The sequence below is a fragment of the Geomonas ferrireducens genome (assembly GCF_004917065.1).
GTDB lineage: Bacteria > Desulfobacterota > Desulfuromonadia > Geobacterales > Geobacteraceae > Geomonas > Geomonas ferrireducens.
Genome location: NZ_SSYA01000001.1, coordinates 1,463,247 through 1,485,574, shown reverse-complemented (window position 1 = coordinate 1,485,574; position 22,328 = coordinate 1,463,247). Strand labels below are relative to the sequence as shown.

The 22,328-nt window shown below is 62.1% G+C and carries 19 protein-coding genes; 10 read left to right on the top strand and 9 right to left on the bottom strand.

Features of this window, described 5'->3' with window-relative positions:
• Positions 1-25: 25 nt before the first annotated feature.
• The 5 genes from E8L22_RS06420 to E8L22_RS06400 all read right to left on the bottom strand — a co-directional run bounded on the left by E8L22_RS06420 (position 26) and on the right by E8L22_RS06400 (position 9,430).
• On the bottom strand, positions 26-1,204 hold the full coding sequence (locus E8L22_RS06420; RefSeq protein ID WP_136524359.1) for a hypothetical protein: 1,179 nt from the start codon (positions 1,202-1,204) through the stop codon (positions 26-28).
• A 33-nt stretch (positions 1,205-1,237) separates the two neighbouring features.
• On the bottom strand, positions 1,238-3,310 hold the full coding sequence (locus E8L22_RS06415) for a hypothetical protein (protein WP_136524358.1): 2,073 nt from the start codon (positions 3,308-3,310) through the stop codon (positions 1,238-1,240).
• 216 nt (positions 3,311-3,526) lie between these two features.
• On the bottom strand, positions 3,527-4,765 hold the full coding sequence (locus E8L22_RS06410; protein WP_136524357.1) for a multidrug effflux MFS transporter: 1,239 nt from the start codon (positions 4,763-4,765) through the stop codon (positions 3,527-3,529).
• 52 nt (positions 4,766-4,817) lie between these two features.
• Positions 4,818-5,264 carry a MarR family winged helix-turn-helix transcriptional regulator gene (locus E8L22_RS06405; protein WP_162604787.1) on the bottom strand — a complete coding sequence of 149 codons (447 nt, stop codon included), beginning with the start codon at positions 5,262-5,264 and terminating at the stop codon, positions 4,818-4,820.
• A 200-nt stretch (positions 5,265-5,464) separates the two neighbouring features.
• A complete protein-coding gene (locus E8L22_RS06400; RefSeq protein ID WP_162604786.1) occupies positions 5,465-9,430 on the bottom strand; it encodes a PAS domain S-box protein in 3,966 nt (1,321 codons plus the stop codon).
• A gap of 267 nt (positions 9,431-9,697) precedes the next feature.
• Between E8L22_RS06400 and E8L22_RS06395 the strand changes: the two genes are divergently transcribed.
• Positions 9,698-11,338, top strand: a complete 1,641-nt coding sequence (locus E8L22_RS06395) for a methyl-accepting chemotaxis protein (protein WP_136524354.1) — start codon at positions 9,698-9,700, stop codon at positions 11,336-11,338.
• Between the two features lie 79 nt (positions 11,339-11,417).
• Here the strand turns inward: E8L22_RS06395 and E8L22_RS06390 are convergent, their stop codons facing one another.
• A complete protein-coding gene (locus E8L22_RS06390) occupies positions 11,418-12,185 on the bottom strand; it encodes a substrate-binding domain-containing protein (RefSeq protein WP_246044564.1) in 768 nt (255 codons plus the stop codon).
• A 390-nt stretch (positions 12,186-12,575) separates the two neighbouring features.
• On the opposite strand from E8L22_RS06390, the gene E8L22_RS06385 reads away from it, so the two are divergent.
• Positions 12,576-12,794, top strand: coding sequence for a hypothetical protein (locus E8L22_RS06385; RefSeq protein WP_136524352.1), 219 nt, complete (start codon positions 12,576-12,578; stop codon positions 12,792-12,794).
• A 92-nt stretch (positions 12,795-12,886) separates the two neighbouring features.
• On the opposite strand, the gene E8L22_RS06380 is transcribed toward E8L22_RS06385, so the two are convergent.
• Positions 12,887-13,477, bottom strand: coding sequence for a TetR/AcrR family transcriptional regulator (locus E8L22_RS06380; RefSeq protein ID WP_136524351.1), 591 nt, complete (start codon positions 13,475-13,477; stop codon positions 12,887-12,889).
• Between the two features lie 203 nt (positions 13,478-13,680).
• On the opposite strand from E8L22_RS06380, the gene E8L22_RS06375 reads away from it, so the two are divergent.
• The 8 genes from E8L22_RS06375 (at position 13,681) to E8L22_RS06340 (ending at position 20,145) form a co-directional block, all read left to right on the top strand.
• The gene (locus tag E8L22_RS06375) at positions 13,681-15,243 is read left to right on the top strand and encodes an acetyl-CoA hydrolase/transferase C-terminal domain-containing protein (protein WP_136524350.1); all 1,563 of its coding nucleotides are present in this window, start codon (positions 13,681-13,683) and stop codon (positions 15,241-15,243) included.
• 203 nt (positions 15,244-15,446) lie between these two features.
• On the top strand, positions 15,447-16,049 hold the full coding sequence (locus E8L22_RS06370) for a nitroreductase family protein (protein ID WP_136524349.1): 603 nt from the start codon (positions 15,447-15,449) through the stop codon (positions 16,047-16,049).
• Between the two features lie 22 nt (positions 16,050-16,071).
• A complete protein-coding gene (locus E8L22_RS06365) occupies positions 16,072-16,848 on the top strand; it encodes a DODA-type extradiol aromatic ring-opening family dioxygenase (protein ID WP_136524348.1) in 777 nt (258 codons plus the stop codon).
• 105 nt (positions 16,849-16,953) lie between these two features.
• Complete coding sequence (locus E8L22_RS06360; protein WP_136515109.1) at positions 16,954-17,139, top strand: hypothetical protein; 186 nt, start codon at positions 16,954-16,956, stop codon at positions 17,137-17,139.
• Positions 17,140-17,162: 23 nt separating this feature from the next.
• Positions 17,163-17,471, top strand: a complete 309-nt coding sequence (locus E8L22_RS06355; protein WP_136524347.1) for a YkgJ family cysteine cluster protein — start codon at positions 17,163-17,165, stop codon at positions 17,469-17,471.
• A gap of 191 nt (positions 17,472-17,662) precedes the next feature.
• Positions 17,663-18,256 carry a hypothetical protein gene (locus E8L22_RS06350; RefSeq protein WP_246044563.1) on the top strand — a complete coding sequence of 198 codons (594 nt, stop codon included), beginning with the start codon at positions 17,663-17,665 and terminating at the stop codon, positions 18,254-18,256.
• A gap of 95 nt (positions 18,257-18,351) precedes the next feature.
• Positions 18,352-19,050, top strand: coding sequence for a DUF3108 domain-containing protein (locus E8L22_RS06345; RefSeq protein ID WP_136524346.1), 699 nt, complete (start codon positions 18,352-18,354; stop codon positions 19,048-19,050).
• 189 nt (positions 19,051-19,239) lie between these two features.
• Positions 19,240-20,145: a hypothetical protein gene (locus E8L22_RS06340; protein WP_136524345.1), complete on the top strand. Its 906-nt coding sequence runs from the start codon at positions 19,240-19,242 to the stop codon at positions 20,143-20,145.
• Between the two features lie 75 nt (positions 20,146-20,220).
• Here E8L22_RS06340 and E8L22_RS06335 read toward each other — a convergent pair whose 3' ends face one another.
• Complete coding sequence (locus tag E8L22_RS06335) at positions 20,221-21,243, bottom strand: rhodanese-like domain-containing protein (protein ID WP_162604785.1); 1,023 nt, start codon at positions 21,241-21,243, stop codon at positions 20,221-20,223.
• Between the two features lie 104 nt (positions 21,244-21,347).
• Complete coding sequence (locus E8L22_RS06330) at positions 21,348-22,085, bottom strand: LytR/AlgR family response regulator transcription factor (protein ID WP_136524343.1); 738 nt, start codon at positions 22,083-22,085, stop codon at positions 21,348-21,350.
• Positions 22,086-22,328: the final 243 nt, after the last annotated feature.

The window sequence follows — 22,328 nt, the reverse complement described above, 5'->3', positions numbered from 1 at the left end:
TTCGTCCCCGCCCAGACGAGCGGAGCTACCAGGAGTAAAGGTAGGAAAGCTCCGCGCCGAGGGCGCGCGCATCGCGCGGGTTGGGGTCGCTTAGGGTAGCCCCCACCTTGAAGCCGTGGCTTGCTACGGCGAGGCTTAAGGCTGCGTAGTCGATGTTGTAGGCGAGGGAGAGATCAACCCCGGTGAAGCGATAGTCTGCCGAGAGCCAGGTCCGCGGCCTCCCCTGCACGAAGATGCAGGTCCCCCCGGCGCTCAGACTCCCGTAGTCGTAACCGAGCGAGAGGTCGGTCTTCACCGGAATCGTCTGCCGCAGGCTCTTTTTCCCCTCGTACCCGCTGATGCTCGGGGTGAAGTCCTGATACCCGTTCGGCGCGGTCGTCGATGTCGGATTGACCGCATAGGCCTTCGTGTAGGGGACCGAATCCCACATGAGAGTGCCGGCGAGGTCCCTCACGAGCAGCTCGGCGTGCCACCCTCCCCTGCGGTAGCTCGCCCCAAGGTCCGCGCTGTAACCGTACCCCCACCCGAGCGTCTCGTCGTCCACGCGGTAGAGGATGTTGTGCCCGTAGGCGTAGTCGAGGTACAAGTCGTAGTCGTAGCTTTTCGATCCGGTCGCGGTAACCGCGCCGTTCATGGAGCCGTACTGCAGGTAGTGCGGCGTCATGACGCGCAGGGTGAGCCCGGCGCAGAGCCCCGGGAGCAGTCCGTCCAGGCTCGCACCCCGCGAGACCTCGACGCCGCTTGCCGTCCATCCCCTCATCCTGATGTCCGCCTGGTAGCGGCGCCCCGTGGTCAGGTCGAGCTTCTTCTTCACACTGTAGATGAACTCGATGGAATCACGGTTGCTGTCGACGAAGAGCTCGCCGCGGTTGAATGCCGCCACCCGCCATTGGCGCGCCACCACCCCGCTTCCCGCATACCAGTACAGGTCGGCCAGGTTGTGCTCCTTCGGTGTGAAGCGCCCCCTCCAGCTGTCATCGATGATGCTCATGACCGGTAGCACCGTGTCCGCGGCGAAGGCCGAAGCTTCCAGAAAGGCTCCATCCTTATGCCCGGCAAGCAGGGCGGGATTGAAGCCGCTCATCGGCACGGCGCCCCGGGCCGGCGACGCCGCAAAGATGATGGAGATGCAAAGGAGTGCGGCAGCTCTCAAAAGGGGCAGGAAAAGGGAGGCCTTGCGGCCTCCCTGCAATGCATGGTTCATCGGGGTTTCCTTCAGGAGGTGCTGCTTGAAAGGCTAGATCAGCGTTTCGAAGTAGCTGTCGTCGTAGGTCACCCTCGGGACGCCGACCGGGCTCGAGAAAGTGGCGACCTCGGCACCGCCGCCTGTCTCGATGGTCCCGCTAAACCTGCTGTCGGTCGGCTTGCTTTTGTCGTTAACGAAGGTGCCATGAAGGCCCGCCTGGTTCGTGATGGTCCCCGAAGTCACCTCCGTAAAGACGTTGTAGGTTCCGTTGCAGTCCAGCCAGATGGTCGTGTCGTTGGCCAACGTTCTCGTGTACTTCACCTCGAAGGTGATCACCTGGTAAGTCGACATGCTTGCCTTCAGCATGGCCGAGATATTGACGCCGTTGCCGGCCACCAGGGAGCCGTTGAAGGTGCCGCTCCACTGCGGGAAATTGCCCGGGCCGTCCGCGATGGTCGGGTTGTAGCTGCCCGCGTTGGAGAAGGTCCCGGTCAGGGTTCCCTGCAGCGTCATGGTGACGGCGCCCTGGTTCAGCGCCTCGATCTTACCGCTGAAGGTGGCCTGGGTCGGTATGGTGGCGTTCCCCTCGTTGGGGCTTATGTTGGAGTTCCACACGAGCGTCGGGATATTGATGCTGCCGGTGACACGGGCCGTGGAGCTTGTCGCAACACCGCTGAAGTAGGCCTTGGTGAGCATGACGCTGTCCGGCATGGTCGGGTTCTGGGTGAGGGTGAAGGTCAGCTTTCTGTTGCTCGCGCTGTCATCGAAATCAAATGATGCCGAGGGCGAGGTGAGTTTCCCCCTGAAGGTAATGGCCATGGTCGTGTCGGAAACGGCTGCGCTGTAAGAGGCGGTCATGGTGGCGTTGCCGCCGCTTGCCGTCTTCAAGGTAGTAAAGTTGACGCTCCCGCTCGTCGGCAGGTTGACGTCGTTGACCGAGATGGTGCCGGAGAGCAGGGTCACGCTCGCGTCGGTGACGATGCTGACCGTCGCCGTGGTGCCGGTGCTGCCGGTAACGATGGTGAGCGTCTGCCCGGGATGCTTCTCCGGATCTGTGAAATTATAGGTCGTTCCCGGGGTGATGCCCGTGGTGCTGCCGATCGAGGTGACCACCCAGCCCACAAGGTCGCCTACGCTTGAGAGCTCGGGGCCGACCGTGGTCTGCAGCTCGGCGGCGGTGGTGTCGAACGGGGTTTTCAGCGTGTTACCCACGTCGCCTGTGTGGTAGTCGACCACGGTGAGCACCGTGTTGCGCAGGTCGCTTACCATGGCCTTCGCCTGCGCCACGCCGTCCGGGTTCGCGGGGGGATTCACCTCGCTGTCGGTGAAATGCTGGATGGTGTCGTACATGGAGGTTGTTTCGGTGGTGATGGTCGGGGCGAGCATCGGGTCGGGGCCGCTGGTCAATGCGACGATCGCCTGGGTGAGGGCGCCGCCGGTCGACGAGAGCTTCGGGGTTTCGGCGGAGAGGTCCGCCTGGATCATGGCGATGGCGTCTTTCACGTCGCTCGCGTCGCCGTTTTTAACCATCTGGGAGATGGCGGCGAGAGCCACGCCGTAGTCCACGGCCGTCTGGCTCGAAGCCGAGGCCACCTTGGTCGCGTCGGTGACGTCGACCGGTTGGGTGCCGATGATGTTCACGCCGAACGCGGTGCTCACCACGGCGTTACTGTGGTCTATGTTCGCCTTGGTGAAGCCTCCCGCAGCGGAACTCATCTGCTTGAAGGCGACATCGGTAAGCGGGGTTATCGCCACGTTTACTGAGCCGGTTGCACCGGAAAGCGCCGCCTTCAGCACGGTGTTGGGGACGCCTGCCATCCCTGTCGCCTCGTCGAAGTAGGTGCCGCCGGTCACGATCACGATGAGGTTTCCCTTGTAGGAGAGGTTCTGCACCTTGTACGTGCCGTCGGAACCGGTCGTACCTGTGCCGAGAAGCTTTCCGCGGGTCCCGTCGGCGTTGACGGCGTACACCTCAACAACACCGTCCTTGATCGGCCCTTTCGAGGCGACGCCGTTCACCGTGGTCGAAGAGGAGGAGGATCCGCCACCGCCACAGGCTGCCAGCAGGGAGCACAACACCGCAAGTACAACGATACTCTTGAGCGACCGATACACTTGTTCCATGAAGCACCTCCTTGTTAGATGTAAGCCAACAAAGAGTATCACCCGCCTATCCTGAGACAACATTATTTACTTATTATTAATCGTATACGGAATGCATTGCCAGTAAGCGGCAATTAATGTCTGGCGGGAGAGACGGAGCATCGGTTTTGCGCAACGGGAAATACTGCCGCTGCCACCGCAATTCAGGGAGATGGCTCGGCAAGGCAGCGGCATGATCTAGGCGTGCGGGCGCTCCGACTCCCCACCGGCGGTCATCACCGCGACCAGTCCCAGCACGCCGCAAAGCGCCATCGTAGCAGTCATGGGGACCGCGGTCCCGTCGTGGATCGCCCCGACGAGCGCCCCGCCGGAGGCGCCCAGGAGGTACTGGATGGTTCCAAGGAGGGCCGAAGCGCTCCCGGCTGCCTTGTCGAAGGGGGCCAGCGCGAGCGCCGTTATGTTCGGGTAAAGAAGGCCGGTCATGCAGAGGCAGACGAAGATGAACAGCATCTGCAGCGGGAACCCGCCGAAGCCGGTCGCGGCCGCAGCGATGAGGAGGGTGCCGGACACCCCGGCGGTCAGAAAGGCGAAGAGTGCTATGCGTCTCGGGGCGTAGCGGCGCAGCAGGCGGCGGTTCATCTGCGAGGCGCCGATCAGGCCGCAGGCGTTGACGCCGAAGAAGACGCCGAAGAACTGCGGGGAAAGGCCGTGCAGCTCGATGAAGACGAAGGGGGCGCCGGAGATGTAGGAGAAGTTGACCCCGGCCACGCAGCCAAGCCCGATCGCGTAGCGCAGGTAGCGGCGGTTTTTCAGCAGGTGGCCGTAGACGGCCACCATGTCGGCTGTGCTTCTTTTTACGCGCCGCTCCGGGGGGAGCGACTCGGGAAGGGCCACGGCCGCCGCCACAAGGGAGGCAAGGCCGAAGATGCTCAAGAAGACGAAGATCCCCCTCCAGCCGGTGAAGAGGAGCAGCTGTCCCCCGGCAAGCGGCGCCAAAATCGGCGCAAGCCCCATCACCAGCATGAGCAGCGAAAACATCCGCGCCGCCTCCGCCGTGTCGTAAAGGTCACGCACCACCGCACGGGAAATCACCATCCCCGCCCCGCCCCCGAGCGCCATCATCACGCGCCAGAGCAAAAGAGCGGTTCCCGAGTGTATCAGCGCGCAGCCGATGGTCGAGGCAACGTACAGCGACAGCCCGAGCAGAAGCGGCGTACGCCTTCCCCAGCGGTCCGCGAGCGGTCCGTAGAAGAGCTGCCCCAGCGCCGAGCCGAAGAGAAAGGCGGAGACGGAGAGCTGCACCGTGCTGAGCGGGACGTGGAGATCGCGCGCCATCTGCGGGAAGGCGGGAAGGTACATGTCTATGGACATGGCGGAAAAAGCGGTCAGGGCGCCTAAGATGAGCACGAAGACGGCCATCTGGCGCCGGCTCATCTGAGAGGGGTGGAGTGGTGCCGGCTTTGAAACTTGGTTCATCGAAACCTCACTGCGCCGAAAGTTGCTTCATACAACTATTCGGTGAAAAAAACTAGCGGTCGAGATTGCCGCAGGCGCGGCGCAGGACGTCGCGGCAGACCTCGAGGTCCCCGGCGCCGATCCCCTGCTGGGCTTCCTCGAGTATGCCACGGGCAAGGCGGGTGGCGCGGTCCATGACCTCCTTCCCCCGGTCGGTCAGGTAGAGCAGACGCTCGCGCGCGTCGTTGGGACTTGGCAGTCGGACGATGAGCCCTCGCTCCTCGAGCCCCGCAGCAAGCCGGGCCATGGTGGTCTTGTCCTTCGCCGTCTTTCCTGCCAGCATCCCCTGGGCCAGTCCGTTGCACTCCCAAAGCTGCACGAGGAGCGAGTACTGTTCCGAGGTGATGGGCACCTCGTTTTGCACGAGCACCGCGTTGAAGCGCCTGAGCACCAGCCTCGAAAAGCGGGAGGCCAGGTGCCCCAGCGATTTGTCCAGTTTGTAGTCGGTAAGTGCGTCCATTGGTTGCACCATACAACTAATTAAAGACGAAGTCAACCGGACCCAGCCGAAACGCCCCCCTCCCCCTTGCGGAGGTTCTTCGGAATTTCCGGGAGGGCAGAAGAAATGTCCACGAAGCGTAGCAGGGGGAGCTTGTCCCCCGTAGCCTTGGCGAGGTGGGAGCTTGCCCCCCGTAGCCTTGGCGAAGGGGGGTGGCCCGGTCAGCGGTCCAGCAGCTCGCGCACCTTGCGCAGCAACTCCACCGGCTGCACCGGCTTCATGATGAGCTGGATCCCCTGCTCGATCACCCCGCGTCTCTCCATGAAATCCGAGGTGTAGCCACTCGAATAGAGGATCTTCGCCGCCGGTTCGAGCCTGGTGATCTCCTCCCCCGCCTCCATCCCGTTCTTCCTGGGCATGATGAGGTCCATCACCACAAGTGCGATGCTGCCGCGGTTTACCGCGAAGAGCTCCACCGCCTGCTGGCCGTCCTCCGCCTCGATCACCCGGTAGCCGAACTTGGTGAGGACGGTGACAAGGAGCTTGCGCACCTCGGCGTCGTCCTCGGCGAGCAGCAGGGTCTCGCTGCCGCCGCGCGGCGGTGGGAGCTCCGCCCTCGCGCTGCCGGCCGGAAGGCCCGTGTAGAGCTGCGGCAGGTACACCCTGAAGGTGGTGCCATGTCCCGGTTCACTGTAGACGTTGATGAAGCCGTTATGCTGCTTCACGATGCCGTAGACGATCGCCATGCCGAGCCCGGTCCCCTGCCCGACTTCCTTCGTCGTGAAGAACGGCTCGAAGATCCTGCCGCGGGTCTCCTCGTCCATGCCGCAGCCGGTGTCCTCCATGACGATGCAGGCGTAGCGACCCGGCTCGCTGTGGCCGAACGGGCTCTCCACCCCCTCCTCGATCTCGACGCTTTCAGTTTTCAGGGTAAGCGTCCCCCCCTTTGACATGGCGTCGCGGGCGTTGGTGGCGAGGTTTATCAGCACCTGCTCGATATGGCCGCTGTCGGCCATGATGGCGAGGACGCTCTCCTGGCAGGGGACGGCCCTAAGCGTGATGTCCTCCCCGATGATGCGCACGAGGAACTTCTGCACGTGCTGCACGATATCGCACAGGTTCACCCGTTTCGGTTCCATGACCTGTTTGCGGCTGAAGGCCAAGAGTCCCTTGGTGAGCTGCGCCGCCCGCTCCGCCGAGACCATGATCTGCCCCACCTCGCCCTTTTGTTTTTCGCCCAGCTTCGGGTCCACCTCCAGCAGGGAGCAGTACCCCATGATCACCTGCAGCACGTTGTTGAAGTCGTGGGCGACCCCGCCTGCAAGCTGTCCGACCGCCTCCATCTTCTGCGCCTGCCTTAACTGCTCCTCAAGGCGCCGCTCGGCGGTGATGTCCCGCACCGTGGCGATGACGCCGATGATCTCCCCCTGCGCGTTGCGCAAAGGTGCGCGCGTGTCGACCGCCCATCCCGAGACCCCGGTACTCTCTATGGAAAAGGGGAAATCCACCGCCCCGGATTCCTCCCCCTCCAGGGTACGCGCCAGCTTTTCGACCACGCCGTTCTCCTCCAGGAAGGGGAGGACGTCCTGCGGGTGCCGCCCAAGGATCTCCTCGGCCTCGATCCCGGTGAAGCGCTCCATGTAAGGGTTCCATACCTGGTAGCGCAGCTCCCGGTCGTAGACGATGATCCCCTCCTGTGCGCCGGCGATGATCTGTTCGTTGTACTGGCTCGCCTCGAGAAGCGCCTGATCCGCCTTCAGTTTCGAGAAGGAGATCGCGATATAGTCAACGAGGTCTTCGTAGAGGGCGACCTTCTCCGCCGACACGAGCCCCGGGCGCCGGTCGCTGAACTGGAAGAGCCCGATCCTCTCGCCGTGGGAGTGCAACGGCACCAGGGCTAGGGAGCGGTACCCATAGCTGTGACACCGGCACTTCCCGTACCCCTCTATTTCCGTTGTGCCGTTCGCGGTCCAGTAACTCCCCCGCTGCGTGCATGCCGCCTCCTTCGGGCAGCGGCCGAAGATCACCTCGCCGCACAGGCAATGCAGCGATGCCCCCCCTTGGGGATCGCGAACGCCGCGGTCGCAAAGCCCCCTCTGCGTGTCGACAAAGGCATCGGAAAGACCGATGGTCTCGCAGTACGGGTAGTCGTCTCCGCTACGCAGCCGGATGCCGATCGCCTCGCAGCAGGAAAGGTCGCGGAAAAAGCGCGCCGTGCGTGACAACAGCTCATCCACCCGCTGCGCCTCATTGCAGATGCGCAAAAGCTCCAGGGTCGCGTTTTTCCTGATCTCCTCCCGCTTTCTGGAGGTGATGTTGTCGCAAAGGGCGACGAAGTAGCCCCGCTCCACGCCGTAAAGTGATACCGCGTACCACTGCTCGAGCGGTTCGAGGTAGGTCTCCAGGTGCTCCGGCTCCCCGCGTTCCGCAACCCTGCCGCATGCCTGCAGCAGTTCCGGGTTCGTCTCCCGGACCTGCGGGATCACCTGCGAGATTCGTTTCCCCGTGAGGTCGGGAAGACCGCTCAGATGCAGCAAAGCCCGGTTTACGTTGAGGAACACGAAATCCTCGGCGGCACCCGAGGCGTCCCAGACCATCCGGCAGGAGGCGACCCCTTCCAACATGTTCTGGAAGAGCTGCTGGTACTCTTGCTTGCTCTTTTGCAGCGCGCGCTCCGCCTGCTTCTGTATGGTTACGTCGTTCAGCATGACCAAGAGACAGGGGCTGCCGCCGATGGCCACCATATTGGCGGAAAAAAGGACGTCGATCACTTCCCCGGACTTGCGCCTTAGCTGCAGTTCCTGGCTTACCCCCGCCCCCTGCTGCACCTTCTGCACGACCACCTCGCGGGTCGCCTCATCGAGGTAAATGCCTAGCTCCATCGCGGTGCGATCGAGGACCTCCTCACGACGGTAGCCAAGAAGCCTAAGCCAGGCGGGGTTGACCTCCAAAAGGCGTCCGTCTTCCACGGCGCCTATGCCGATCGCCACCGGCGCATGATCGAAGATGCTCCTGAACCTGGTTTCGCTGTCGCGAAGCGCCGCCTCCGCCCGCTTGAGCGGCGTGATGTCGACCAGGGTCGATAGGATGACCTGCTCACCACCTACGGTCAAAAGCTGCGACCAGAGCTGGGCAATGAAGATCTCGCCGTCTTTCTTGCGGAACGGCTGCTCCCACCCCCGCACCGTCCCGGTTGTGCGCAGCCCCTCGACGAAGCCACGCGCCGAGTCGGGATCGGGCCATATGTGGCGCCCGGACCTCCCGATGGCCTCTTCGCGGGTGTACCCGGTCATGATCTGCCAGGTTTCGTTCACATCCAGGAAGACCCCGTCTTCGAGCCGGGTAAGCGCTATGGCGGCCGGGTTCCCGGAAAAGGCGAGGGCGAACTTCTCCTCCGATTTAAGGAGTGCATCTTCCGCCCTGCGCCGCTCGGTCACATCCTGGATCACCGCCAACACCGATGCCGGGCGCCCCTCTGCGTCCCGCGCCAGGTTCATGTTCACCTGGCAATAGACCGCCGATCCGTCGGAGCGGAGGAGACTGAATTCAGCCTGTATGCCGCCGCGCTCGCCGGCGAGGCTTTTCAGAGACGCCCTGCAGGGCTCCCGGTCCTCGGGCCGGGTCACCTCGGGTAGCCCCAAATGCAAGAGGTCCGCCTCACGGTAACCGGTCATGCGGCAGAGCGCCGGGTTGACCTTCAGGAACCTGCCGGCCACCGGATCCATCTGCGCCTCGCCGAGGCTCGACTCCATGAACATGATCCGGAACTGTTCCTCTTTCTCATGCAGGCGCTCCTCGGCCAGGCGCCGCTCCAGCTCCAGGACCTCGATGCGCGCTTCGCGAAGCTTCTCTTCCGAGCTTTGCGCCTGTTCGCGTGCGTCGACCTCGCCGCACCTTGCCTGTTGCAGGTACTCCTGCATGTGGGCGAACAGGATGCCGACAACCAGGAAGGCCAGGACCGAGACGGCCCGACTTGCGGGGATGACGGCGAAGGAATAAAGCGGGGGGATGAAAAAATAGGAGATCAGGAAGCCCGAGACGACGGTCGCGGCGATGCCGATCCGCTTACCTCCCAGTCGGGCACTGACATAGACGGCAGGATAGAACAGGATGTAGGCGTAGGGCTGCAGGAAATCCCAAAAAAGCCACTGTACTGCGCAGGCAAGCAAGGGTAGCAGAAGTGCCACCAAAGCCTTCAAATTGGATGTAGGCCCCTCGTCCACCCTCTTTTCCTCCAAAACATGACAGTCATAAGTGCATGCTTGCCTGCTTCGAATAGTCCTTTCGAGATATCTCCATTTGACTATGAAGAGACAGAGACCCAGTCTACCTTGAGGCCGATCTTTTGCAACGGTCCGCCGGATCGAAGGTTCCATCCCCCTCAAGTTATTCCCCGCCGACACCGATACGGGAAGGGAAGCCCCGCGGCAAACCAAGCAGCAGGAGGAAACGCCATGTTCGAGATTCTCTGCCGTTTCAGAATCGGCACCCGTCTAAACGTCTGTTTTTCCATAGCCACCATGATCATCATCCTTCTCGGCGTCCTCGGATATACCGGCACCGCGAAGATGCTCGACCACGTCAAAGACGCGGCGGGGACCCACGCGAAGCTCCTCGAACTCGCCCAGGCAAGCCGTGCCGACATCAACGTCCTGCGCCGCTTCGAAAAGGACGCCTTCATCAACCTCGCCGATCCCGCCAAGCGTGAGGAGTACCGGAAGAAATGGGACGACGCCATGGCCGGTTTCCAGGCGCGCAACGACGAGATGGTGAAACTTGCAGAACACCCCCGCGAGAAGGAGATGCTCACCGGCGTCAAGCGGGACAGCGAGGCGTACGCAGCCGGGTTCCGCAAGGTCTACGAGGAGGTGCAGGGAGGCCGGATCACCACCACCCAGGACGCCAACAACGCGATCGGCGAGTATAAAAAACCGACGCACCAGGCGGAAGCCCAGGTGACCGAATTCTCCAAGCTGATGGGCCAGCAGATGGCGGACACGGTTGCCGAGGCGCAGACCGGTGCCGCCCGCATCAGGCTCTCCATCGCCGTCATCGCCATCATCGCCGCCACCATGGCGGTCATCCTCTCCATCATCATCACCCGTTCCATCACGGTGCCCCTCGCACGGCTCGTCACGGTCGCCGACACCATAGCGACCGGCGATCTCTCGCGCGACCTCGACGTTTCCTACCGCGACGAGACCGGCCAGCTCATGGGGACCATGAAGACCATGACCGGGAACCTGCGCGGCATGATCGGCGCGGTGAGCAGCACCTCGCAGCAGGTGTCCGAAGCCGCGAACCAGATGCACGCGATCTCCCGGCAGATCGCCGAAGAGGCCGAGGAGGTGGCGATGCAGTCCGGCACCGTTTCCACCGCCGGCGAGGAGATGTCAGCGACCTCAGGCGACATCGCCATGAACTGCCAGAACGCGGCAGAAGGGGCGCAGCGCGCGGCGCAGTCGGCAAGCGACGGGGCCGTCGTCGTGGAACGCACCGTCGCCGTCATGGGACAGATCGCGGACAGGGTTCAGGAATCGGCGCGGACCGTGGCAAGCCTTGGCGAACGCTCCGACCAGATCGGGGCCATCATCGGCACCATCGAGGACATCGCGGACCAGACCAACCTGCTCGCGCTGAACGCCGCCATCGAAGCCGCGCGCGCCGGTGAGCAGGGAAGAGGTTTCGCCGTGGTGGCCGACGAGGTGCGGGCGCTCGCGGAGCGGACCACCCGCGCGACCCGCGAGATAGGGGAGATGATCAAGGCGATCCAGGTGGAGACAAAGGGTGCGGTGACCGCCATGGAGCAAGGGGTATCCCAGGTGGCGGCCGGGACCGAGGAGGCTGCCAGGTCGGGGGAAGCACTGAGGGAGATCCTGGAACAGGTGAACGCCGTCGCCATGCAGGTGAGCCAGATCGCCACCGCCGTGGAAGAACAGACGGCGACGACGAGCGAGATCTCCGGCAACATGCACCGGATCACCGAGATCGTGCACCAGACTTCGCAGGGTGCGAACCGTTCCGCGGTCGAGGCGTCCCACCTGACCGGCTACGCGGCGGAGCTCCAGAATCACGTCCAGCGCTTCCGGCTCTGACGATACCGATCACGCATAAAAAGGGCGCCCCTCATCTGGGCCGCCCTTTTTTACCTTCGGCAGACTGCCTGCAGCAGCGCTACCGGTGCAGTTTGTGCCACTGCTGCGAATCCGGGAAGAAGAGGGGGCTGCCGTACTTCTCCCTGCCGAACGACTCGATGATGCTCTGCCCTTTATCCGGTGCAGTCAGCCAGGCCACGAACCGGGCAACGTCCTCGCTGTTCACCTTCGGGAATTTCGTCTTGCTGACAGGAATGACGGAGATCCGGTTAAGCAGCGCCTCGTCCCCCTCCACCAGGACGGCGAGTGAGATTTCATCCTTCAAGGATAGATAGGTGGCGCGGTCGATGATGGTGTAAGCGCCGTTGCCGTTGACATAGCGCAGCGTCGGTGCATTTCCTTCGTTTCCTTTCTCGTAAACCCTGTACCATGCCCCTTCCGGCTTCATGTCCGCCTTCTTCCACAGCTCCATCTCCGCCACGTGGGTTCCCGACCTGTCGCCGCGCGAAACGAACGGGGCTCCCTTCGCCGCCAGCTGTCTTAGGGCCCCGGTCGCCGATTTCATCCCCTTTATTCCTGCCGGATCTGCCGCCGGCCCCACTATTACGAAATCGTTGTACATGACCGGGACGCGTTCCGTTCCGAAGCCGGCCGCCACGAATTTCTCCTCCAGCGCTTTCGCATGCACCATGGCTATGTCAACGCTGCCTCCCTCCGCGATCTTGAGCGCCTCTCCCGTTCCCGCGCCTACATGACGCACACGCACCCCGGTCTCCTTCTCAAAGGCGTCCTCTAGGGCCGACACGATCCCCGCATCGATCGGACCGATGGTGCTTGCTATCAACAAGAATCCATCTCCCGCGTGTGCCGTCGTGGCCACAAAGAGCATAGCGGCGCACAGCCACAATACCGGTTGTCTGCTCCAAGCCATCTTTACCTCCCTTACTGACTGTCGAAATAGAAAACTCCGCTAAAGACAAGAAAGCCAGGTAGCGTTATACCACAAAATACACAACGGTCTACGATGCCAAGACACAACGAGAAGACATTGTCCGGCTCATCCAGAGCCGCCAATGTTCGTACACGCTAAAGAAGAGGCGCCAATTAAAAAAACATATTGCGGTGCCGACGACAACGGTATATATTCCCGCACAACCCGTGTGACTTTACGCTTCGCCGACGCTTTCCTTCCGATGGCCCCCAAACCGGCCGCTAAACCATGATAGGAGGAGTAGGGATGCCTGACTGCGAGCTGCTTACCGGATGTATCTTCTTCAACGACCAGATGGCCAACATGCCTTCCACCAGCAACGTCTTCAAGATGATGTACTGCACCGACAACTTCGAGGGGTGCGCGCGCTACACCGTGCGCAAGGCCGCCGGCAAAGAGGCCGTACTCGACGACCTGTTCCCGAACCAGATGGAGCGCGCAAGGGAAATCCTCGACAAGCGCTGAGCCCGATCCTGGCGCGTCCCGGCGGTTGTCCCCCAAAAAGAAAGGCCACGGATCTCCGTGGCCTTTTCCTATTTATGCGAGGCATCCGGCGACTACACGCCGATGCCGCGGATGAAGATCTCCAGGTACTGCCGCACCAGGCTCTCGTCCTGCTCCGGCGACTGGCTGATCAGCTTCTTGGTCGCCTGCAGGCTCAAAAAGAAGTAGTTAACCATGCCCGCCAACGCGAGCGCCGCATTGGCAGGGTCCACATTCCCCCGGAATTTCCCCTGCTGCTGCCCCTGCGCGATCGCCTCCGACATGATCACGATCACCTCATCGATGACCGGCCCCACCAGCGTCTCGAAAAACGGCGTGGGGTTCGTCAGTTCGCTCGTGTAAAAGCGCAACAGGTGCGGGTTGTTGCGGTGCCTCTGGAAGGTCCAGCGCAGGTAACTCTCGATCATCTCCACCGGATCGGAAACCTGGCGCCGGATCTCGTGTATCTCGGCGAAGCAGGCGAACTGCTCCTGCAAAACCGCCGAGTAAAGCCCTTCCTTGCTCCCGAAATGGTAGGAGATCATCGAGATGCTGGTCCCAGCCGCCAGGGAAAGCTCCCTTATGCTGACGCCGTTCACACCCCGCTCCGCGAAAAGCTGCGTCCCCACCTCCATAAGCTTCTTGTGAATCCCGGTTTTCTCCATGCTCCACCCCGGCTCTGTTGATGTCGGCCGCCAAGACATTAGCAAAATCGCCGGGGAATTACCAATTCTATTGCAAATAAAACGACGTACTGATATGTTGTATTCGTTTTTCGAACGAACGTTCGAAATTAAACTGCACGTTTCCGGCAATCTTTCCGCCGATCACGGTGGAAACAAAAATCATATCAGGAGGATGCAGCTAAATGTCCGAATTGCACAACAGGATCAGGAAGTCGAGCCTTCACGAGCGGATCACCACCGTGGACCAGGTCATCCCCATGTTCAAGCATGGCATGAACGTGGGCTGGTCCGGGTTCACCCCGGCCGGCTATCCTAAGATGGTCCCGATCGCCCTTGCCGACCACGTCGAGAAGAACAACCTGCAGGGGAAACTGAGGTTCAACCTCTTCATCGGCGCATCCGTCGGCGTCGAGACCGAGGACCGCTGGGCCTCCCTCGACATGATCGACCGCCGCTGGCCCTACCAGACCGGCAAGAACATCCAGGCCGGCATCAACTCCGGGCGCATCCGCATGGGCGACAAACACCTCTCCATGTTCGCACAGGACCTCGGCTACGGCTTCTACACCAAGGAAAACGGTGGGCGCCTCGACATCGCCATCATCGAGTGCTCTGCCATCACCGAGAGGGGTGAGCTGGTGCTGACCGCCTCCTGCGGCGCGGTACCCGAAATCGTGCAGATCGCCGACAAGATCATCATCGAGGTCAACACCTCGATCCCGAACTTCGAGGGACTCCACGACATCGTCGAGCCGATCAACCCGCCGAACCGCCTCCCCTACCTGATCTGCCGCGTCGACGACCGTGCCGGTTCCCCCTACGTCCGCGTCGACAACGACAAGATCGTCGCCATCGTCGAGTCGAACCGTCCGGACAACGGCCGCGCCTTCAGCGAGCAGGACGACACCTCCGAGGCGATCGCGAACAACATCATCGACTTCTTCTCCGCCGAGGTTAAGGCGGGCCGCCTGCCTAAGAACCTCCTCCCGCTGCAGTCCGGCGTCGGCTCCATCGCCAACGCGGTCATCGGCGGCCTCGCCAACGGCCCCTTCACCGGCCTGAAGGTCTGGACCGAGGTGCTGCAGGACACCATGCTCGACTTCTTCGACTCCGGGAAACTCGACTTCGCCTCCACCGTCTCCCTCTCCTTCTCCGTGGACGGCTTCAAGCGCTTCTACGAGAACTGGGACAAGTACAGCAACAAGGTGATGATGCGCCCGCTCTCCATCGCGAACCACCCTGAACCGATCCGTCGTCTCGGGTGCATCGCCATGAACACCCCGGTCGAGTTCGACATCTACGCGCACGCCAACTCCACGCTGGTCGGCGGCACCAGGATGATCAACGGCATCGGCGGCTCGGGTGACTTCCTGAGGAACGCCTTCCTCTCCATCATGCACACCCCGTCGGCCCGTCCGACCAAGACCGACCCGACCGGCATCACCTGCGTCGTTCCGCACGTGCCGCACGTCGACCACACCGAGCACGACCTCGACGTGCTGGTCACCGAGCAGGGTCTTGCCGACCTGCGCGGCCTGAGCCCGAAAAGCCGCGCGCAGCTCATCATCGACAAGTGCGCGCACCCGGACTACAAGCCGCTGCTGCAGGAGTACTTCGACATAGCGAAGAAGGACTGCATCGAAAGAAAGGCAGGCCACGAGCCGCAGCTCCTCGACCGCGTCTTCAAGATGCAGGTCAACCTCGCCAAGAACGGCACCATGAAGATCGACAACTGGGACGTCTAGTCAGTAAGCTCCAGTCGTTTCCGTAAACAAGAGCAGGGCAGTCCGATCGGGCCGCCCTGCTTTTTATTTTCCCGCCCACCCTCACCTCTTCACTTTCCCGCGTAAAAAAGAGGGTTGACATTTCATGCTCACAGATTTAGTTTAATATTAAAGCATATGACGTCAAACAATGACGCCGACGATAACGCAAAGGAGCACACGCCATGAAAACCGCATACAGGGACGCCATCAAAAACCGCAGGACTTTTTACGCGCTGGAGAAGGAACAGGTGACAAGCGACGAGCGGATCCGCGAGCTTGTCGGGGAAGCGGTGCAGCACGTGCCGTCCTCTTTCAATTCGCAGAGCAGCCGGGTGCTCATCCTGCTCGGTGCGGAACACGACAAGCTCTGGGACATCACCAAGACCGAACTGAAGAAGATCGTGCCGCCGGAAACCTTTGCCGGTACGCAGCAGAAGATCGACGGCGCCTTCCGCAGCGGCTACGGCACCGTCCTGTACTTCGAGGACACCGATGTTGTGCAAGGCCTGCAGGAGAGCTTTCCGGCGTACAGCGAGAACTTCCCGGTCTGGTCGCAGCAGTCCTCAGGGATGCTCCAGTTCGCTGTATGGACGGCCCTCGAGGCCGAAGGATGGGGTGCCTCGCTGCAGCACTACAACCCGGTGATCGACGACGCGGTAAAGCAGCAGTGGCATGTCCCGGCAAGCTGGAAGCTCGTCGCCCAGATGCCCTTCGGCAAACCGGCGGCGGCACCGGGAGAGAAGGCGTTCGCATCGATTGAAGGGCGCGTGAAACTCTACAGCTAGAGGGTTTAGCAAGGAGCAGGTCATGTCACACACATTTCCGTCAGTATTCGTATCGCACGGCTCTCCGTCCATCGTGCTGGAGGATTGCCCGACGCGGGATTTCCTCAAAAGTCTCGGAGGAGAGCTTGGACGCCCCAAGGCCATCGTCTCGGTCTCGGCCCACTGGACCACCGACACCCCGCGGTTGACCGGTCACCCCCATCCGCCGACCATCCACGATTTCGGGGGGTTCCCGGAGAAACTGTACCAGCTGCGCTATCCCGCTCCAGGCGCTCCCGCACTAGCCGGGAGCGTCCTTTCCCTGCTGCGGGAAGCGGGGATCCCCGGCGAAATTGACCCGGAACGCGGCCTGGACCACGGCGCCTGGGCGCCGCTCATGCTCATCTACCCGGATGCCGACATCCCGGTGGTGCAGCTCTCGGTGCAGCCCCGGCTCGGAGCCCATCATCCCCTGGAAATGGGCGAGGCCCTGCGTCCATTGCGGGACGAGGGGATCCTGATCCTCGCCAGCGGCTCCGCCACGCACAACCTCGGCGACTTCTTCGGCCGCGCGCTCGACGCCGGACCTTTGCCCTACGCGAAGGAATTCGCCGACTGGCTGAAGGAGGCCGTAGTGGAAGGACGGGCGAACGACCTGGTCGACTACGAGCGGCTCGCCCCCCACGCGCGGCGCAACCACCCCACCCCGGAGCATTTCCTCCCCCTGCTGGTCGCGATGGGGGCCGGAGGGAGCGGCACCGTGCTGCACGATGGTTACACCTACGGCGCCCTATCCATGGCCGCCTTCAAATGGGAGTGAATACATTGCGAAAGTTTTTTAGTACAGAACGCACCAGAAATTCGCACACTCCTAATGCATGCCGCCCCTGAGCGGTTACTATTAAATGCACTACTGGAGGTGCCTATGAGAATAACCATGCAGGACTATGTCGGCGGTAGCTGTGAAGCGGTCAACAACGCACGCAATTTCATCTGTCTCTGGTTCCGGACCGGGGGCAACCCTTGCCGGCAATGCGGCTTCAATCCGGATGCCTGCGCATGGCGTCAGCAGCTTAACGTTTATGCCGCCAGGTACAGCGAGATGAGCTAGCAACGCCGGCCGACAGGTGCACCATGCTCTTTGCCAGACACCATAAGGATAAGCGCCACGGCCTGTTGCTGGACCACCCCCTGGACGATCCTTCCTGCTGCAGGGAGTGCGCGGCCCTTTGCTGCCGATCCTTCCCGAACGTCGATCTCACCTGGGAAGAATACCTGCGCCTCGAGGAGCTTGGCGCCACCCGTCTGCATTTTTCCCTGCATGGCCCCCACAAGCTGATCATCGAAAACGGCTGCGAATTCTTGGACGGCAACCGGTGCGGCATCTACGAAGCACGCCCGGCGATCTGCCGTCGCTTCTTCTGCAGGCCAGCCCCCGACTGATCACCCCCTCCCTTCGAAAGCTGCTCTACTGCTCACCCCCCATGCGCAGGGAATTGACGGCGCACCTGGTCCCGCCGTTTGCAACAAGAGACGCCGAAAGCTGTTGCGGCGAGCGCCGCTCTCATATACGATGCCCGGAAGTGTGCCCCCTGTGCACCTTTCGACCGAAGCTACCAACCGACGTGATGCCCATGATGAAAGACCAGTTGCTTTTCCTGCCGTCGACGGCGGCGATACTCTCCGTTTTGAAGCCCTTCCTTATCCCGGTGGGGGGCGGCATCCCGGCCGGCGTCCTGCTCGCGAAGTCGAGCGGCCTCGCCTGGCAGATCACCGCGCTCATCTACCTCGTTTCCGACATCATCCTCGCCGTCGTCTTCGAACCGATCCTGCGCGTACTCGCTCTCATCTGCAGCCGCATCCCGTTCCTGCGCCGCTTCGCCGCAGCCATGAAGGCCGCCAACGCGCGCCACGCCGCCCAGTACCAGGGGACCGCGGCCGGTCCCATCGGCCTCATCCTCATCGCCTTCGGCGTCGACCCCATGACCGGGCGCGCCTCGGCGCTCGCCGCCGGGCACGGCTTCATCGCAGGCTGGGCCTTCGCCATCGCCGGGGACATGCTCTACTTCGGCGTCATCGCCTACTCCACCCTCAGCCTCAACCGCTACATCAAGGACCCCGAGACCACCATGCTGGTCATCCTCGCCCTGATGTTCCTGCTCCCTGTCGTGATACGCCGCATCCGTTCGAGACGCCCTGCTTCCGTTGCCCGGGAAGACCTCGCCTGAGCCCCCTCTTTCACCACCCCCCTGCCGCTTCCCTTCAGCATAAAATAATCGGCGGCACGGGTTAATATTTCCCCTTCGCAGGGTAAGCTGTTCGGATGAAAAATTTCCTCCTCAAAACCGTGCTGCTCCTTGCCGCGCTCATCCACCCGGCGCACGCCTTTCCGCCCCCTGAGCGGCTCGTCTACGACGCGACATGGAACGGCATCAGCGCAGGGAGCGCCATCATAGAGCTCACCCGGCAGGAAAGCGGGTTCAAGGCCGTGAACACGATCCGCTCCGCGGGCCTCGTCTCCACTATTTTCCGCATCGACGACCGGATCGAGTCCGTCATGTCCGCGGACGGCCGCCCGCATATCTACCGCGCTTCGATCAACGAGGGAAGACACCACACCCTGAATGAAGTCGTTTTCGACTTCAAGGGGCTGCAGGCCGAAACAGCGGACCTGGCCAGGAACACCCGAAAGAAAGAAGCCATCACAGCCGACACCCATGACGACCTTTCTTCCCTCTATTTCCTCCGCTCCCGCCCCCTTGCTCCCGGGACAAGTATCCTCTTCGACATCTACGATGGAAAACGGCTCTGGAACGCCGAGGCACGCGTGACGAAGCGGCAACAACTGACAACGCGGCAGGGGACGGTCATCACCGTGGTGGTCGTCTCAACGCTCAAGGCGAATGGCGTCCTCTCGAAGGTCGGCGGAACCACCTTCTGGTTTTCCGACGACACCCGCCATATCCCGTTGAAGATGAAGACGAAGCTGAAGGTCGGAGAGATGGTTCTCACCCTCAAATAGCCCGCTTAGACAGTGCCCCCAGACCATTAATTCCGTTACATTTACCTTTCCTTTACTTTTTTCCACATTTCTGCCACATTTTTTCCCTATTTCTTTGTCACTGTAACAGCGCACGATGCGGAAGAATCCGTTTCGGCGACACCAAAGACCACGCCGCATCGAAGCACGATGCACGAGCTGGGGGATTCGATGAGAAGACATGTACTACAAAGTATCTTGTTGGTTACCATGCTGAGCGGGTGTGTGACCGTGCCCAACGGCCCGAGCGTCAGGGTCCTTCCCTCCAAGGGAAAGACCTTCGAGACCTTCATGCAGGAGGATTCCACCTGCAGGAACTGGGCGCAGTCGCAGCTCGGTTCTCCGGTCCAGGAAACCTATGACCGGAACATGGCGACGAGCGCGGTCGTCGGCACCGCGGTCGGCACCGGCGCAGGCGCAGCACTCGGGGCCGCTTCCGGGCACGCTGGAGCGGGCGCCGCGATCGGGGCCGCGACCGGCCTTTTGTTCGGTGCCGCAGCCGGCTCCGGCGCCTCGGAGGTTTACGGCGCGGAAGCGCAGCGGCGTTACGACAACTCCTACGTCCAGTGCATGTACACCTACGGCAACCAGGTCCCGGGTGCGCGGCAACCGGCAGCGACACGCGTCGCGGCAGTACCGCCCCCGCCGCCGCCCGAGCCCGCTCCCATGCGCGTCGTACCTCCCCCTCCTCCGGGACCGCCCGTGGTAGCGCCGCCTCCCCCGGCGCCGGTACTCGTCCCGGCACCTGAAGAGTACGAGCAGGAGCCGCCCGAGTTCATCTACTCACCGCAGTTGAACGCCTACGTGGCGGTCTCCGTCCCCTACGAGCTCGTCTACACCGGGAACGAGTATTATTATTACAGCGACGGCAACTGGTTCCGCGGTCCCTACTACAACGGTCCCTGGACCTACGTCCCCAGGACTTCTTACCCTCCGCTCTTCGTTCAGTACGAGGTGGTGAACATACGTCACTACCGCGATGTCGAGTACCGGCGCTACCGTCGTGATGTCGGCCGATACGACGGCCGTCTCTACCGTCCCGTCTATCGCGGCGAGAGGTATCGTTCGAGATACTAGGCGAAAATGCCTCGCACGTTTCCCCTCCTTTAACGAAGAAAGGCACCCGGTTTCCCGGGTGCCTTTTTCTTGGCCTTACTTCGTCTTACCCCCCTCAACGGGGTACTTGTTGTCCTGCCCGAGACTCAGCAGAAATCCCTTCATCTTGCCAAGCCCCTCCGTCGCGTCGTTCCACCCCATGGTACCAAAGCGCAGATCGTAGGCATCATACCCCAGTTGGTTCAGCATGAGGGTGACCGCCGCCCCGATGTGGCCTATGTAGCAGACCACGACGATCTTTCGGTCCGTCGGCAGCTTGCTGAGGCTCTCCATCGTTGCGATCTGGGAGTACGGGATGTTGGCCGCGCCGGGAACGTGCCCCATGGCGTAGTCCTCCGGGCGCTGGATGCTGACGACGAACACCCCCTTCCCCCCGTCTTTAGCCTCCTCCCGATAAAGCTCGGAGCGGTCCATGAACAAAGACTTGCCGGAGGCGAGCACCGCTTTCGTCCGCTCGGTGATGAGCCCGTCCCCCCCGGCACCCTTGCCGGGAACCAATGGGATCTTCTTGTCGGGTGCGGCTTCCGTCTGCTCCTTGCTAGCCGGATAACCCGCCGAGGCCGTGTAAGGTGCCGCCGATTGGGCGCGGTTCCAGTGGCTGAGCCCCATCGGCATGGTGGTCGCGCTGTACCCCAGCTGGTTGAAGTAAAGCGACGCCATCATGGAGCGGTGCCCGTCGTCGCAGGTCAACACGATTTTTTTGTCGCGCGGCAACATCGCCAGGGATTTCTGCTCCGTGATTTCCTCGAACGGGATGTTCACCGCACCCGGCACGTGCCCCTTGGCGAACTCGACGCGGGACTGCAGGCTCACGATGAAATACCCCTGCTCGTGGTCTTTCACGACATCCTCGTACACGTTCTCGGCCGGCATGAACGGCGGAGCCGCAAAGAAAACCGTGCTCCTCTTCAGGATCTCCTCCGACAACCGGGCCGTTCCCGCGGCCTGCGCGGACTTTTCCTTGCTCTGCGCCCCGCCCGCACCGGCCCATGCCGGGACGGCAAGACAGACCAGCAGGACCGCCAAACGGGTGATCAATCTGCAGTTACTGAACCTCATAGCATTTCTCCTTCGAACAGAAAATGTCCCCATGCAGGGCAACGCCGTTGCCGCGCAATATCCCACTCCGCTGCCGGAGGCTCAAGGAGAACTTGATGAACGGGTCAATCAGAGGGACGAACGGTGGTCGCGGACGAGAGCGCCTTCTTCACCGCGGGCACCAGGCGGCGGGAAACTGGAACGGCGGGGATGGCCGGGTCGTGGAAGGAGACCATCATGCGGCTCTCCCCGGCAGGCCCGATCGCTTTCACGTGTCTTAGGTTAACCACGAAACTCTTGTGTACCTTCAGGAAGTCGGCGGTCGGAAAGCGCTCAAGGACCGCCTTGAGGCTCATCAGGAGGTAAAACTTCTTGCGAGGGGTGTGGATGCGGCAGTAATTGCCGTCGGCCTCGATCAGGTGTACTTGGTCCGCCGAGAGGAAATGGAAGGCGCCGTTTTCGTAGATCGGCATCTTTTTCAGTTCGAGGTGGCCGCTTGTCGGGTTGGTGCGGGCGCCGGTCTGTTCCGAGAGGTCCATGAAGGAGACCGCCCAGGCCATGTCGCTCCCCGGCACCATGAGGCGCGACAGGCTGATCATCAGTACCTTGCCGAGGAAATCGATCACCATCGATCTCGACTTTGACTCCTGCAGCCCTGACAACTCGTTCAGGACGCCGCGGACCTTCTCCCGGCTCTTCGGAGGATGCATCTGAAACAGGTTCTGGCCCACCGGTGCCATGTCCGGACCAGCCACGCGCAAGGCATGTTCGTTCATGCCGAGCACCTGCCAATCCTCCGACAGGAGCACCAGCCCGATCTCCATGCTGTTGCCTTGCTCGCTAAGGTACTGTTCCAGTGACATGAACCGGACTCTAGCCACTTTTTAGAGTCGATGCAAGCAAAACGCGGTGCCCCGGTCGTGGAATTCTGGGGAACCATGTGTCAGTTCCCACTAAGCGCCGCAGGTGACCTCACGCTCCCCCCTTTGCGAAGGGGGGACGGGGGGATTTGCTTTTGTTGAAGACTTCCGCCGGTTGAACGGAGTCGTTTTCCTCATGGACAAGTTGTTCGGCAACCGTCATTTGCTGTAACAGCGTGCGTAACC